13 protein-coding genes are annotated in these 13,408 nt (G+C 69.6%); 5 read left to right on the top strand and 8 right to left on the bottom strand.

What is annotated here, in order from left to right; genetic code table 11:
• Positions 1–54 precede the first annotated feature (54 nt).
• On the bottom strand, positions 55–504 hold the full coding sequence (locus LNW72_RS30700; protein WP_250978323.1) for an ATP-binding protein: 450 nt from the start codon (positions 502–504) through the stop codon (positions 55–57).
• Between the two features lie 187 nt (positions 505–691).
• Between LNW72_RS30700 and LNW72_RS30695 the strand changes: the two genes are divergently transcribed.
• Both LNW72_RS30695 and LNW72_RS30690 read left to right on the top strand, forming a co-directional pair.
• Positions 692–1,558 carry a helix-turn-helix transcriptional regulator gene (locus tag LNW72_RS30695; RefSeq protein WP_250978322.1) on the top strand — a complete coding sequence of 289 codons (867 nt, stop codon included), beginning with the start codon at positions 692–694 and terminating at the stop codon, positions 1,556–1,558.
• Positions 1,555–1,776, top strand: coding sequence for a DUF397 domain-containing protein (locus LNW72_RS30690; protein WP_250978321.1), 222 nt, complete (start codon positions 1,555–1,557; stop codon positions 1,774–1,776). The genes LNW72_RS30695 and LNW72_RS30690 overlap by 4 nt, the downstream gene beginning before the upstream one ends.
• 609 nt (positions 1,777–2,385) lie before the next feature.
• Here the strand turns inward: LNW72_RS30690 and LNW72_RS30685 are convergent.
• The 5 genes from LNW72_RS30685 to allB all read right to left on the bottom strand — a co-directional run bounded on the left by LNW72_RS30685 (position 2,386) and on the right by allB (position 7,421).
• Complete coding sequence (locus LNW72_RS30685) at positions 2,386–3,126, bottom strand: DUF6193 family natural product biosynthesis protein (RefSeq protein WP_250978320.1); 741 nt, start codon at positions 3,124–3,126, stop codon at positions 2,386–2,388.
• A 218-nt stretch (positions 3,127–3,344) separates the two neighbouring features.
• A complete protein-coding gene (locus LNW72_RS30680) occupies positions 3,345–3,815 on the bottom strand; it encodes an SMI1/KNR4 family protein (protein ID WP_250978319.1) in 471 nt (156 codons plus the stop codon).
• 254 nt (positions 3,816–4,069) lie between these two features.
• Positions 4,070–4,819 carry a DUF6159 family protein gene (locus tag LNW72_RS30675; RefSeq protein ID WP_250978318.1) on the bottom strand — a complete coding sequence of 250 codons (750 nt, stop codon included), beginning with the start codon at positions 4,817–4,819 and terminating at the stop codon, positions 4,070–4,072.
• A 164-nt stretch (positions 4,820–4,983) separates the two neighbouring features.
• Entirely contained in the window at positions 4,984–6,090 is a 1,107-nt protein-coding gene (gene alc / locus LNW72_RS30670) for an allantoicase (protein ID WP_250978317.1), read from the bottom strand.
• Positions 6,087–7,421 (bottom strand): allantoinase AllB, encoded by a 1,335-nt coding sequence (gene allB, locus LNW72_RS30665; protein ID WP_250980385.1) that lies wholly within the window; start codon positions 7,419–7,421, stop codon positions 6,087–6,089. The genes alc and allB overlap by 4 nt, the downstream gene beginning before the upstream one ends.
• Before the next feature lie 228 nt (positions 7,422–7,649).
• On the opposite strand from allB, the gene LNW72_RS30660 reads away from it, so the two are divergent.
• Positions 7,650–8,423, top strand: a complete 774-nt coding sequence (locus tag LNW72_RS30660) for an IclR family transcriptional regulator (protein WP_250978316.1) — start codon at positions 7,650–7,652, stop codon at positions 8,421–8,423.
• Here the strand turns inward: LNW72_RS30660 and LNW72_RS30655 are convergent.
• Positions 8,382–8,750 (bottom strand): DUF5955 family protein, encoded by a 369-nt coding sequence (locus LNW72_RS30655; RefSeq protein ID WP_308402056.1) that lies wholly within the window; start codon positions 8,748–8,750, stop codon positions 8,382–8,384. The two genes, LNW72_RS30660 and LNW72_RS30655, sit on opposite strands and share 42 nt — an antisense overlap.
• A gap of 188 nt (positions 8,751–8,938) precedes the next feature.
• Positions 8,939–10,837 carry a serine/threonine-protein kinase gene (locus tag LNW72_RS30650; RefSeq protein ID WP_308402055.1) on the bottom strand — a complete coding sequence of 633 codons (1,899 nt, stop codon included), beginning with the start codon at positions 10,835–10,837 and terminating at the stop codon, positions 8,939–8,941.
• Between the two features lie 137 nt (positions 10,838–10,974).
• On the opposite strand from LNW72_RS30650, the gene LNW72_RS30645 reads away from it, so the two are divergent.
• Together LNW72_RS30645 and aceB are read left to right on the top strand one after the other, a co-directional pair.
• A complete protein-coding gene (locus tag LNW72_RS30645; protein ID WP_250978315.1) occupies positions 10,975–11,655 on the top strand; it encodes a nucleotidyltransferase family protein in 681 nt (226 codons plus the stop codon).
• 127 nt (positions 11,656–11,782) lie between these two features.
• Positions 11,783–13,402, top strand: coding sequence for a malate synthase A (aceB, locus tag LNW72_RS30640; RefSeq protein ID WP_250978314.1), 1,620 nt, complete (start codon positions 11,783–11,785; stop codon positions 13,400–13,402).
• Positions 13,403–13,408 lie beyond the last annotated feature (6 nt).

Below are 13,408 nucleotides of genomic sequence, written 5' to 3'. Positions count from 1 at the left end.
GGACGGATGCCGGGCCTTCAATCGAGCGCGTGCGGTCGGGCGGATGCCGCGCCCTCATCCCACCGCGGGTCCCAGCCGGCAGCGGACCTGCTTCCCGACGGGTGACCGCGCCACCCGCCACCCCGACGTGAGCAGATCCACGAGCGCCAGCCCCCGCCCGGACTCGGCGTCGGCGTCATCCATCGCCACCGCCCGCCGACGCGGCACCCCGGCCGGATCCGGATCGTGCACCCCGAGCAGCACCGCTCCCCGCGCGACCGACACCTCCACGACGAGCGGCACCCACTCCCCACACGCCCGAACCGAGTTCCCGACCAGCTCGGACACGACGAGCTGCGCACTCTCCGCCGTCCCGGCATCGACCCCGGCCGAGGCCAGGGTCTTCCCGGTCAACTCCCTGACCGTGCGCAGGTTGTCGCCGGAGGCGACGAGATGGACGACGAAGCCGTGGGGTCTGGTGCGGAGGTAGAAGCCGGGGGTTGGGAGTCCGTTCGCTTCCGCCATGTTGCACATGGCACCTCCACAGGCAGTGTCGGACGAGGTCGCGCCGAGCGCCGGGTCACTGACCCTGCGTGACGGCATTTCGATGGTGGCTCTTTTCCGATTCAATCGCAAGTTTTCTACCCAAGATGAGTGATGGTTCCTCACTTCCCGTTCCCTGCAACCTGGTTGCGGGTGTAGGACTGCGGATATGCCCAACTCTCCGCTGATCCCGACCGTCCGGCGCCGTCGCCTCGGCGCAACTCTGCGGCGGCTGCGCAACGACGCCGGACTGACGCTCGACGAAGCCGCTTCCGCCATGGGATGGAAGGGCCCGAAGATGTCGAAGATCGAGAACGCCGCACAGGCCATCCGACCGGCGGAGGTCGGTTCGCTCCTTCAGATCTACGGCGTCGGCGATCACGAAGTGCGGGCAGCACTAGAGAACTTGGCGAAGGACGCGAGCAAGAAGGGCTGGTGGCAGACGTACAGCGGCATCGTCGCGCCCGCTTACGCCGACTACATCTCGCTGGAGTCCGACGCCGAGCAGATCTGCGAGTGGGCGCCCCTCGTGGTCCCGGGACTGTTGCAGACGGCGGCCTACGCGCGCGAGAACATCGCGGGCATCACGACATCGCGAACCCCCGACGACATCGCAGCACTGGCCGAGGTCCGACTGGCACGCCAGTCGGTACTCACGCGGCCGGGAAGTCCGCTGGAGTTGTGGGTGATCATCCACGAGGCGGCCCTGCATCAGCGGTTCGTGGTGCGCCCAGCGACCATGCGCGAGCAACTGCGCCGCCTCCTCGACACAGCCGAGATGCCGAACGTGACGATCCAGTTGATGCCGTTGGACTGCACCACCCATCCGGGCGTCGTGGGTGGATTCTCCATCGTCTCGTTCCCTGGCCCCATTCCTGATGTGGTCCTGCTGGAAAACCTGAGCGGAGCGGCATACGTTGAGGGCGATGAAGCTGTGCCCTTCACCAAAGCGTTCGAGCGGATCCGCGCGACAGCGCTGCCGGTGGAAGACTCACTCGCCCGTATCGCGCAGATGGAAGAAGGCCACAGACAGTGAACGGACCCAAGGCGGAGCTGTACGCGCACGACCTCTCCGTCGCCGCCTGGCGTAAGTCCTCCGCCAGCGGAGCCGAGAACAACTGCGTGGAGATCGCCGATCTCCCCAACGGCGCCGTCGCCGTCCGCGACTCCAAGAACCCCGGGCGGGAGCCCCTCCGCTTCGACGCGGCCGAATGGGCCGCCTTCCGGGAAGGCGTCATCGCCGGGGAGCTCTGACCGGCCTGCTGTGTGGCTGGGGTTCCGACAGTGCGAAGGGGTGCGTCTGCGGGCGGAGGGGAGGCCCCGGCGCTGCGCGCCTGCCAGTGAAGCGGTCCGCTGCGCAACCCGAGCCAAGCGATCCGGTCGCTGCGCTCCCCGGGCGGGGGTGGGCGGTGGCATATGGCCGGTGGGGCGGCGGCTTGTCGGGAGGCCCGGAAGGCGCGCCGCGCCTGCTTCGGATCGGCTTGCGTGGCCGGACTGCCGCTATAGCGGCGTTTGGCCGCCCTTAGCTTGTCTTTTAACCTCCGGCCTGATCCCGTTCGGCGATCGATTCCGGTCGTCGGACGACTTTGCCCACGTCGTAGCGGGTGCGACCGAGACTTTTACTTGGCGGACGAGTGCAGTAGTTGGCGGATCTTGCTTCCTTAACGCTGTTTTGTGGTCCGTTCCGAAGATTGGCCCCTGTCGCCACGCGGCCGATTGCGGATCAAGCCACTGACCCCCTACCAAGACCTCAAAGACCGAGACCTACCGCACCCCGACGTGTGACTGAGCAGCTCAGGTGGCACCGTGCGCCAAGTACGTGCGCAGTCCGCTCCCGCGCTGTCGACCGAGCGCCAGGCGGGATCATCCGCCGAGCGTGGTAGGGCCGAGTCTGGACGGCAGTTGACGCGCTGCCACGGCCACGGCCTCCTGCGCTGTGGCGAATTGGCCAAGGTCCTGGCTGATGAAGCCCCTACCCACTCCGTACGTGCCGTCGCTGTTGGCGCTCAGGCACGGTCCGACGACGGTCAGGTCCGGGCGGGTAGTGGTCGAGAAGCGCAGTGCCCAGTGGCTCGTGAATGGGTAAAGGGCACGTAGCGCCGGCTCGGCGTGCGCCGCCTCGATCAGGTTGTTGTACGTCTCCTGCCAGGCGTATTCCAGTTCGGCCGCCTCCTGGCGCATGCCCTGCCATTCCGATTCCGTCAAGCGCGCGGGATCGTTGTCGGGCACCTCGAACCGGCCGGTCAGGTGCACGAAGGGTGCCGCTCGTCGGATGTCGTCCAGAGTCGCCCCGTCGTGCCAAGCTCGGGCGGCCCTGGCGACCTCCGCCAGGTCGTCCGTCCTGCCGTCGATGAGGGGCATGCTCTGGAACGGTTCCTCGCCGCGGATCGACCATCGGCGTTCGTGCGACCAAGCGCTGATCGCCAGCGGCTCGCGGTGCTGCAGGCTACTTGAGACGGCCGCGTGGCGCAGCAGAGCGAAGTCCGGGGACGTAACGGGGACGGCACCGAGGCAGCCGTCCGCCTCGGCCCGGAGCGCTGTGGCGAGGCTGCCGCAGGCCGCAACGTCGGGGTACAGGACGGAGGGATCAGGAGGTGTAGTCACGGCTCCTGATTGTGCCCGAGCCGCCGATTCCCAGGGCAGGCGGATGGCGCGCGAGAGGCCCGGGCGGCTCCATCAAGGTGCTGATAGCACCCGGTCAGGCTGTGCAGGACGTAGGACCGCCTCACCAGACAGTCACGCACAGTGAACGTCCACAATCATGATCCGCCAACTATTTTCTCGACCACAGCGGGTGGCGGGTCGCCTGGATCGCACCCCACTCAGGGCGACGGCTGGCTACCGAGCAGCTCGTCGACTGTCATCGAGCCGGACATAGTCGCGCCCAGCCAGTCCGCCAAGGTCATGCCTTGCCGCCATTGCTCGCCCTCGTGGTTGCACCACATCGGCCCGGCAGGATCGCGGAAGTCCGCCAGAGACCAGACGGTGCAGCCCCAGTCGTAGACCGGGACCACACCTGCAGGAATCCGGCCCGAAGGGTCCGGCCCATCGCGATAGATCTCCGCCAACTCGCTCCAGTCGCCCTGGGAAGCCCCGCCCCGAACGCCCAGGATGCCCTCACCAGGGCCGAAGCCACCATTGGCCACCTCCAGATAGAGGCGCCTCAGCAGCGGCGGGAGAGGAAAGCCGATGACCGACTCCGCCTCCTCGACCGCCACCGGCGTAGCAGGCAAAGGCAAGCCACGAGCACCAGCGAAGCCACGCACAACAGCGACAACCTCATCATCCGTCACACGGGCATCATCCCAGTTCCGATCTCGGCAATCACCTCACGTATCGCGAGACCCACAACTCAAGGCGCCACCCAACGACTGCGCGGTTAGAACTCAAGCTGAGTGATCCGGGGCAGCCAAAGCAGCGCCTCATGGGACCCGCAGGACATCCCCCGTCACACCAGCACCACGTCCGGCGGAGGACAGTGGGCCGAAAGCACTCCCCACCGCTCCAACCTCAGCCACCCCACCACCCGCACCCCGGCGCCAAGGAATTACGCCGCAGCCGCCGCGTCTCGGTAGAGCATCGTGCGGAAGATTCCGGAGACCGTGGCGCCTACCAGGAGTGTGCAGATCAGCAGCAGGGTGGCGAACAGTCCGGCCGCGATGGCAGCCCCCATGCTGTTGGACTCCGCCGCGAGCATGAAGGCCGCGAATCCGATGATCACCGAGAGGATCATGGGCAGCGCGATCCACAGCGAGCCGAACACCTGCCGGGAGAAGGTCTCGCGCAGCATCCGCGCTGACCGGCGGGTGCTCTCGACGACCCCGAGGCCGTCGATCATCATGGCCGGCAGCGCCAGGTAGGTGGCGACGGCCCATCCGACACTGAAGAGTTCGCCCAGGATCAAGCCGACGACCGGGATCCGCTCCAGCTGTCGGATGAGCAGCAGAACCGTCGCGCTGAGCAGACTCCACGCCAGCAGTCGTCGCCAGTTCCGCACGGCTCGCCGGTAGTTCGCGCCGATCCGGACCGGCTCTCCGCGCAGCACGTCATCGACCGCGCAGATCATCGCGGCGCTGCACAGCGTGAGCACGAATCCCAGCAGGAGATAGCCGACGCCCACGTAGAGGACGTCGAAGGTGGACGGCGACGAATCGGCTCCCTCCAGAAGGGACGTCGCCACCGCCACACAGCCGGCTATCAGTACCAGCGAGGCGCCGCTGAACAGCGGAAACATCAGCAGGCGGCGGTTTCTTCGCAGTACCCCGAAGCACAGGCGAACAGGCTTGACGGTACTCACGAAAGGTCCCCCCACGGGTGGTCGTACTTCGTCGACGCGCCACAGGGTATGTCAGTCGCCTGCGCCGCTCGCCACCGACCGAATTGCCCGATACGCGGAACCGTCGACCGCCCCCGGCCGATGGTCGGCAGGGGGCGGTCAACGTACGGACGAACGACCAGCCGTCAGCTGATTTCTTCGGTGCGGGTGGTGAGTTGTTCGGCGCCCCGCGCGGTGAGGGAGCCGTGCAGGCGCAGGCGGGAGATGCCACCGTCGGGGAAGATGTCGATCCGCACCCTCGTGGCCGGGACCGGGTTGACCAGGAAACGGTGCACCGTGTCGGGCTGGAGCTTGGTCCGCGGCAGCAGCTGCGTCCACTCGTCCGACCCGTCGTCCTGCACGAACAACGCCGCCCAGCCCGCCGAGTTCCCCTTCAGATACGCGGTATCGATCTCCACCGCCCGCACCACACCCTGCGCCACCAGGCGGTACTGCACCCAGTCATTGCCCTTGTCCCGGCGACGACGCGTCTCCCACCCGTCATCCATCTTCCGCGACCGCCCCGGAAGGATCGTGTTGACCGGCGAGGAGTAGAAGCGATCCGACGCGTCCTCCACCGTCCCACCGTTCTCCAACGCCACCAGGTCGAACGTGCCCAGCTCCGCCAGCCACCCCGGATCCGGCGCCACCTCCCCATACACCCGCAACCGGGCCACACCACCATCCGGGTGCTGGTTCAACCGCAGATGCGTGAACCGACGATCCACCTCCACCACGAAGCCGTTCGCCGCATGACCACCCACCGCAGTACGCGGCACGATCGTCGTCCACTCCACACCCTCGGCCAGCAGATCCTCCGGCGACGCCGACAACGAGTGCGCCGTCGCCTCGATCGACACGGACTGCGGGTAGTTGCCCCGGAAATGCGCGGTGTCCACCACGATCCCCCGGATCACACCCGGCGCACCCAACCGGATCAGCGCCCAGTCATGATCCGCATCCACCGGATGCGGGGCATCCGTGCCGGTGCCCCGGCGGCGGCGGGTCTCCCAACCGTCCATGATCTTGCCCTTGTGCCCGAAGTGCTCCGGATCGAAATGCGCCGGCTCCGGGATCAGCAGATTCTCCCGCTCCGCGAAGAACTCATCATTCGCCGCGATCACCCCCGCACCCAACCGCCGGTCCGCCAAATCCACCAGATCCGTGAACGGCAACTCCGCACGACGGTAATCCCCATACGGATCACCCCCACCGAACGGCCGCGCATCACCGGTGAAAGAAGTCGAGGTCATGCGTTCTCCCGGGTGATCAGACGGCCGGTGGGCTCGTTCGTGACGCCGTTCTCGGCGATCAGTTCGCCGCGCAGCCAGGTGCTGCGGACGACGCCGTGCAGGGTTTTGCCGGCGTAGGCGGTGATGCGGTTGCGGTGGTAGAGCTCGGCGGGGTCGACCGTGAAGGTCTCGTCCGGGGCGAGGACCGCGAAGTCGGCGTCGTAGCCGGCGGCGATGGCGCCCTTGGTGGAGAGTCCGACGAGGGCGGCGGGCGCCTGGGACATCCAGCGGGCGACGTCGGCGACGCTGTGGCCGCGGCGGCGGGCCTCGGTCCAAATGGCGGGCAGGCCGAGCTGGAGGGAGGAGATGCCGCCCCAGGCGGCGGCGAAGTCGCCGGTCTCCTTGACCTTGAGCTCGATCGTGGACGGCGAGTGGTCGGAGACGATGCAGTCGATCGTGCCGTCGGCCAGGCCCTCCCAGAGGGCGTCCTGGTTGGCGGCCTCACGGATCGGCGGGCAGCACTTGAACTCGGTGGCGCCGTCCGGGACTTCCTCGGCCGTGAGGGTGAGGAAGTGCGGGCAGGTCTCGACGGTGAGCTTGACGCCCTCCCGCTTCGCCGCGGCGATGAGCGGCAGCGCGTCGCTGGACGACAGGTGCAGGACGTGCACCCGCGCGTTCAGCCGTTTGGCGAGGGCGATGAGCCCCTCGATGGCGGCGTTCTCGGCGGCGCGCGGCCGGGAGGCGAGGAAGTCCGCGTAGTGCGGGCCGCCGCGCTGCGGGGCGCCGTCGATGAGCTGGGGGTCCTCGGCGTGGACGATCAGCAGCCCGTCGAAGCGGGAGAGCTCCGTCAGCGCGTCCGCCAGTTCCTCAGGGGAGAGCTGCGGGAACTCGTCGACGCCGGAGTGCAGCAGGAAGCACTTGAAGCCGAAGACGCCGGCGTCGTGCAGCGGCTGGAGGTCCTTGATGTTGCCGGGGACGGCGCCGCCCCAAAAACCGACGTCGGTGTGCACCTTGCCGCGCGCGGTGTCCTGCTTGACGGCGAGGTTCTCGACGGTCGTGGTCGGCGGGATGCTGTTGAGCGGCATGTCGACGAGCGTCGTGATGCCGCCGGCCGCGGCGGCGCGGGTGGCGGAGGCGAAGCCCTCCCACTCGGTGCGTCCGGGGTCGTTGATGTGCACATGGGTGTCGACCAGGCCAGGGAGCAGCGCGTCGTCACCGAGGTCGACGAGCCGGGCCCCTTCCGGGACGTCGGCGTCGTACGCCCACACGGCGGCGATCGTGCCGCCGCTGACCGCGACCGCGGCCGGGCGCTCCCCTTCGGGTGTGACGACCCGGGTCGAGCGCAGGACCATTTCCACCACGTGCGGCCTCCAAATTTCAACGTTCTGTTGAACGAATGTGCAGGACAGGGCGGTGAACCGTCAAGGGCATGTAAGATTCCACAAAGCGGAATTCACATTTCACCACAGCCTCCGTAGCTAGCTACAGGAGAAGGCCCGCAAGAGATCAATTGGCCGAGGTCGGCCGGTAGGCTTCGCCAATCATCTACCGCTCGCCCAACCGCTCAGAGGAGATCGCACGTGTCGTCAGACCGCGCAGGAGGCGTTCAGTCGCTCGAACGTGCCTTCGACCTGCTGGAGCGGATGGCCGACGCGGGCGGCGAGGTCGGTCTGAGCGAGCTCTCCGCCAGCAGCGGGCTCCCGCTGCCCACCATCCACCGGCTGATGCGCACCCTGGTCGACTGCGGCTACGTACGGCAGCAGCCGAACCGCCGGTACGCGCTCGGCCCGCGGCTGATCCGGCTCGGTGAGAGCTCCGCCAAGCTGCTCGGCACTTGGGCCCGCCCCTTCCTCGCCGAGCTCGTGGAGACGACCGGCGAGACGGCGAACATGGCACTGCTCGACGGGGACGAGATCGTCTACGTCGCCCAAGTGCCGTCCCGCCACTCCATGCGGATGTTCACCGAGGTCGGACGCCGGGTGCTGCCGCACTCCACCGGCGTGGGCAAGGCACTGCTGGCGCATGTGCCGCCGGACGAGGTCCGCGCGCTGCTGGCTCGTACCGGGATGCCCGCCGCGACCGAGAAGACGATCACCAACGCGGACGATTTCATAAGCGAGCTGGAGAAGATCCGCGAGGCCGGCTACGCGGTGGACGACAACGAGCAGGAGATCGGGGTCCGCTGCCTGGCGGTCACCGTCCCCGACTCCCCCACCGCCGCTGCCATCTCGATCTCCGGGCCGGCGGGCCGGGTCACCGAGGTCGCCACGGAGAAGATCATCCCCATCCTGCAGGACATCGCCCTGCAGCTGTCACACGCCCTCGCCAGCGCCGGGGCCGGCACCAGCGCCTGATCCGAAGAGGTCGACGGCCCTGCGCAACTCGGCCAGGGCCACGGCCAGCGCACTCACCGAACCCAGCGCCGCGGCGACCAGCAGCAGCGAGTGCCGCATCCGGTCGATCTCCAGGATCCCGGCGTCCGCGGCATTGGCCAGCGCGCCCAGTTCGTCCTCGGCTATCACTCGGTCCGGTAACTCCGACCGCAGGCCGGCCAGCTCCCGGCGCACCCGGGCGACGGACAGGCGCAGCGCCGTCACCCGGGGATCGTCCGCGCCGGACGCGGCCGCCGCCCTGACCTCCGCAGCCGTACGTGCGGCCGCACCACAGCTCTCATCGTTCACAGACCCCACCCCCCACCTCCCACACCTCGGCGAGCGCGCCCCCCAGCGCCCCCGCGCGCGCCCCGGAGCGGGTCCGGGGCGCGCTCAGTTAACGCGAACCGATGCGCGGGACGCCATACGGACGACGAAATCCGCGCCAACTTCCTTGTGCGGCAACCGACTTGGCGACAATTCCGGGTCGGTCAGCCCTACGGCGTGACCGCGTTCCGCCAGACGGTGAGGTCCACGCTGATGAACTCGCTCGTCGACCCCTTCGACGAGAAGGCGCGCACGGTGACCAGCCCCATGTGCCCCGCCCCCGTCTTCACGCAGATCTGCGACCCCTTGACGAGCTTCTCCTCCAGGATGGACGTGGTGTACCGCGTGTTGGCGCGGCAGCCGGCCAGGGTGGCGGGCTCGCCGGACTGCAGCAGGGCCAGGGTGTTCTTGCCCTGGCTGGTGGCAACGGCGGTGCCGTTGACGATGTCGCCCGCGAGGCCGAAGTCCCCCTCGTAGAACACGTCCTTCTTCGCCGGGCTCGGCGGCTCGTCGGCGAAGGTGACCGAGTAGCCGACCGGGATGTTGAGGCCTGGGTACGAGGCGGGCTCGGGATCCACCGGGACCGAACTCTGCCCGGTCTGGTTCCCGGTCGTGCCGCCGCTGGCGGACGGCGTCCTGGTGCTCTGGTCGCTCGAGGACTTCTTGTCGTCCCCCTTGTTGACGGCCGAGTACACGGCGGAGCCGACCACGAGCGCGACGACGACCCCCGCGATGACCAGGCCCGTCTTCTTCTTTTTCGGCGGCAGCGGCAGAAAGCCGCCCGGCCTGCCGGGGCCGTGGGTGGGCGGGTACGCGTAGCCGCCCACCGGCGGCCGGGGCTGCTGCGGGTGCTGCATCGGCTGCGCCTGCTGCGGGAACTGCTGCTGGTGGGCCTGCTGCGGGAGGCCGGGCTGCGGCTGGACCTGCTGCGGGAGGCCGGGCTGCGGCTGGACCTGCTGCGGGTGGCCGGGCTGCGGGTGGACCGGCTGGTGATGCACCGGCTGGGTCGGCGGGTGGAGCGGGGGCGCGGTCGGCGGCACCGCCTGGGTGGGCTGATAACCCGGCTGCGGGGTCGACGGCGGTGCCTGCGGCGGGGCCGCGGGCTGGACCGGCTGCGGCGTAGGGGCGGCCGCCTGCGTCAGGTCGGCGGCGTAGGACTGCGGCAGCCAGCCGTCCGGGCGGCGCAGCGCCGGGTCCTTGGACGCCTGGCCGCACATCGCGATGATCTGGGCGGTGGACGGCCGGAGGGTCGGGTCCTTGATGAGGCAGCGGGTGACGATCTCGCGCAGTTCGCCCGGCAGCTCGGACAAGTCCGGCTCCTCGTGCACGATCCGGTAGAGGACGGCGTGCGAGGGCCCGTCGCCGAAGGCGGCGCCGCCCATCGCCGCGAAGGCCGCGATCTGGCCCAGCGCGAAGATGTCGGTGGCCGGCGTGCAGCTCGTGCCGGCCGCCTGCTCCGGGGCCATGAACGACGGGGTGCCGACGCTGACGCCGGTGCCGGTGAGCGCGGTGGTGTCGGCGGCCCGCGCGATGCCGAAGTCGATGACCCGCGGTCCGTCGACGGCGAGCAGCACGTTGGACGGCTTGAGGTCCCGGTGCACGATGCCCGCGTGGTGGATCACCTGGAGCGCTTCGGCGATCCCGGCGATGAGCAGCAGAACGGTCGGTACCGGCATCGCGCCGTGATCGGCGACCGCCGCGTGCAGCGAGGGGCCCGCCACATAGGCGGTGGCCAGCCACGGGTGCGGGCCCTCGGTGTCGCTGTCGATCACCGGTGCGGTGTAGAGGCCCTGCACGCGCTGCGCGGCCAGCACCTCCTGGCGGAACCGGCGGCGGAATTCGGGGTCCTCGGCGAACTCGGGACGGATCACCTTGATCGCCACCGGCCGGCCGCCGGGCGTGTAGGAGAGGTAGACCTTGCCCATCCCGCCGGCGCCGAGGCGGGCGCTGAGCAGGTATCCGGCGACGGTCTTCGGGTCCTCGTCCGTGAGCGGCTGGAAAACCTCAGGATCCGGGGCCGAGGTGTCCGCCACGGTGGCGGGCACCGGGCCCTGCTGATGATTCGTCACGTCTGCCCCTTGGCCTGCGAATACCCGTCCCTTACGGCGCCGAGCCTATCGAAGGCCGTCCTCCGCCCGCCGCCGTGAGGCCAAACGCCCGATGTGCCCCCTTCGCCTCCGGCCGCCGCGTCCTGTAGGGAGGAGGCATGAAACCCATCGCACCGAGCGATTCCGCCCGCCTTCCCTCCATCGCCGGCCTGCTGCTCGCGGCCGGCGGCGGGCGGCGCCTGGGCGGCCGCCCGAAGGCGCTGCTGGAGTACGCCGGCCGCCCGCTGGTCGAGCACGCGCTGCGCGGGCTGCGCGAGGCGGGCTGCGGGCCGGTGCACATCGTGCTCGGTGCGGCGGCCGACGAGGTCCGTGAGCGGGCCGAGCTGGCGGGCTGCGTCCTGGTCGACAACCCGGACTGGGCCGGCGGGATGGGCTCGTCGCTGCGCGCGGGCCTGCGGTCGCTGGCGGACACGGCGGAACAGCGGGCGGGCACCGGGGCGCAGGCGGTCGTCGTGGCGCTGGTGGACCAGCCGGGGATCGGCGCGGGGGCGGTCGCCCGGGTGATCAACGCGTACCGGGGCCCGTCGAGCCTGGCGGCGGCCTCGTACGGGGGGCGGCGCGGCCATCCGGTGCTGTTCGGCGCGGACCGCTGGTCGGACATCGCGGAGCGGGCGAGCGGCGATCAGGGCGCCCGCGACTACTTGAAACTGCACCAGGCGGCGATCACCCTCGTCGAGTGCGGTGACATCGCCGACCCCGCCGATGTCGACACCCCTGATGACCTGCACCTTCTGAAACCTGTGAGCGAGCCCGCTGCACGGCGTGCCACAAAACGTTGATCTTCCGCAATGCGGATACTATGCTCCACCTCGCAGAAGCGCCCGTATTCCGGTACGGCCCGGCACTCCGTGCCAGGCCACGATCCGGCGGCCGCCCGGCACCCTTTGTCCCCTAGAGGAGTCAGCCATGTCCGCAGCAGTGCCGTCCTCGGCGGCCGTCGTCGCAGACGACGCACCCCCCGTCCCCCGCGCGGAGGAGGTGCTGACGCAGCAGGCCCTGACCTTCATCGCCGAGCTGCACCGCCGCTTCGCCCCGCGCCGAGCCGAGCTGCTCGCGCTCCGCAAGGAGCGCCGCACCGAGATCGCCCGTACCGGCACCCTGGACTTCCTCGCGGACACCGCACATGTCCGCGCGGGAGACTGGCAGGTGGCCCCGGCCCCGGCCGCGCTCAACGACCGCCGCGTCGAGATCACCGGTCCCACCGACCGCAAGATGACGATCAACGCGCTGAACTCCGGCGCGAAGGTCTGGCTCGCCGACTTCGAGGACGCCTCGGCTCCCACCTGGGAGAACGTCGTCAGCGGCCAGGTCAACCTGATCGACGCCTATGAGCGCCGGATCGACTTCTCCACCGAGCAGGGCAAGTCGTACGCGCTGAAGGACGAGGCCGAGCTGGCCACCGTCGTCATGCGCCCGCGCGGCTGGCACCTGGCGGAGCGGCACCTGACCGTCGACGGCGAGGCCGTCCCCGGCGCCTTCGTCGACTTCGGGCTGTACTTCTTCCACAACGCGACGCGGCTGATCGCCAAGGGCAAGGGTCCGTACTTCTACCTGCCCAAGACCGAGTCGCACCTCGAAGCGCGGCTGTGGAACGAGATCTTCGTCTTCTCGCAGGACTACGTGGGCATCCCGCAGGGCACCGTCCGCGCGACCGTCCTCATCGAGACGATCACCGCCGCGTTCGAGATGGAGGAGATCCTCTACGAGCTGCGCGACCACGCCGCGGGCCTGAACGCCGGCCGCTGGGACTACCTCTTCTCCATCGTGAAGAACTTCCGCGACGGCGGCGAGAAGTTCGTCCTGCCGGACCGCAACGCGGTGACCATGACCGCGCCCTTCATGCGCGCGTACACCGAGCTGCTGGTGCGCACCTGCCACAAGCGCGGCGCGCACGCGATCGGCGGCATGGCCGCGTTCATCCCCTCGCGCCGCGACGCCGAGGTCAACAAGGTCGCCTTCGAGAAGGTCAAGGCCGACAAGGACCGCGAGGCCGGCGACGGCTTCGACGGCTCCTGGGTCGCCCACCCGGACCTGGTGCCGATCGCCCGCGCCTCCTTCGACGCGGTCCTCGGCGACCGGCCGAACCAGAAGGAGCGGCTGCGCGAGGACGTCCACGTCACCGCCGACCAGCTGCTGGCCATCGACTCGCTGGACGCGAAGCCGACGTATGACGGCCTGGTGAGCGCGGTCCAGGTCGGCACCCGCTACATCGAGGCGTGGCTGCGCGGCCTGGGCGCCGTCGCCATCTTCAACCTGATGGAGGACGCCGCCACCGCGGAGATCTCCCGCTCGCAGATCTGGCAGTGGATCAACGCGGGCGTCGTGTTCGAGAACGGCGAGAAGGCCACCCACGACCTGGTCCAGCGCGTCGCCGCGCAGGAGCTGGCCGCGATCCGTGCCGAGGTCGGCGACGAGGCCTTCGCCGCGGGCAAGTGGACCGAGGCGCACGACCTGCTGCTGCGGACCGCGCTCGACGAGGAGTACGTCGACTTCCTCACCCTCCCGGCCTACGAACTGCTGGGCTGACGCCCG

The organism is Streptomyces sp. RKAG293 (genome assembly GCF_023701745.1).
Classification (GTDB): Bacteria; Actinomycetota; Actinomycetes; order Streptomycetales; family Streptomycetaceae; genus Actinacidiphila.
The sequence above is the reverse complement of the archived record's forward strand: the minus strand, read 5'-3'. Positions and strand labels throughout refer to the sequence as shown.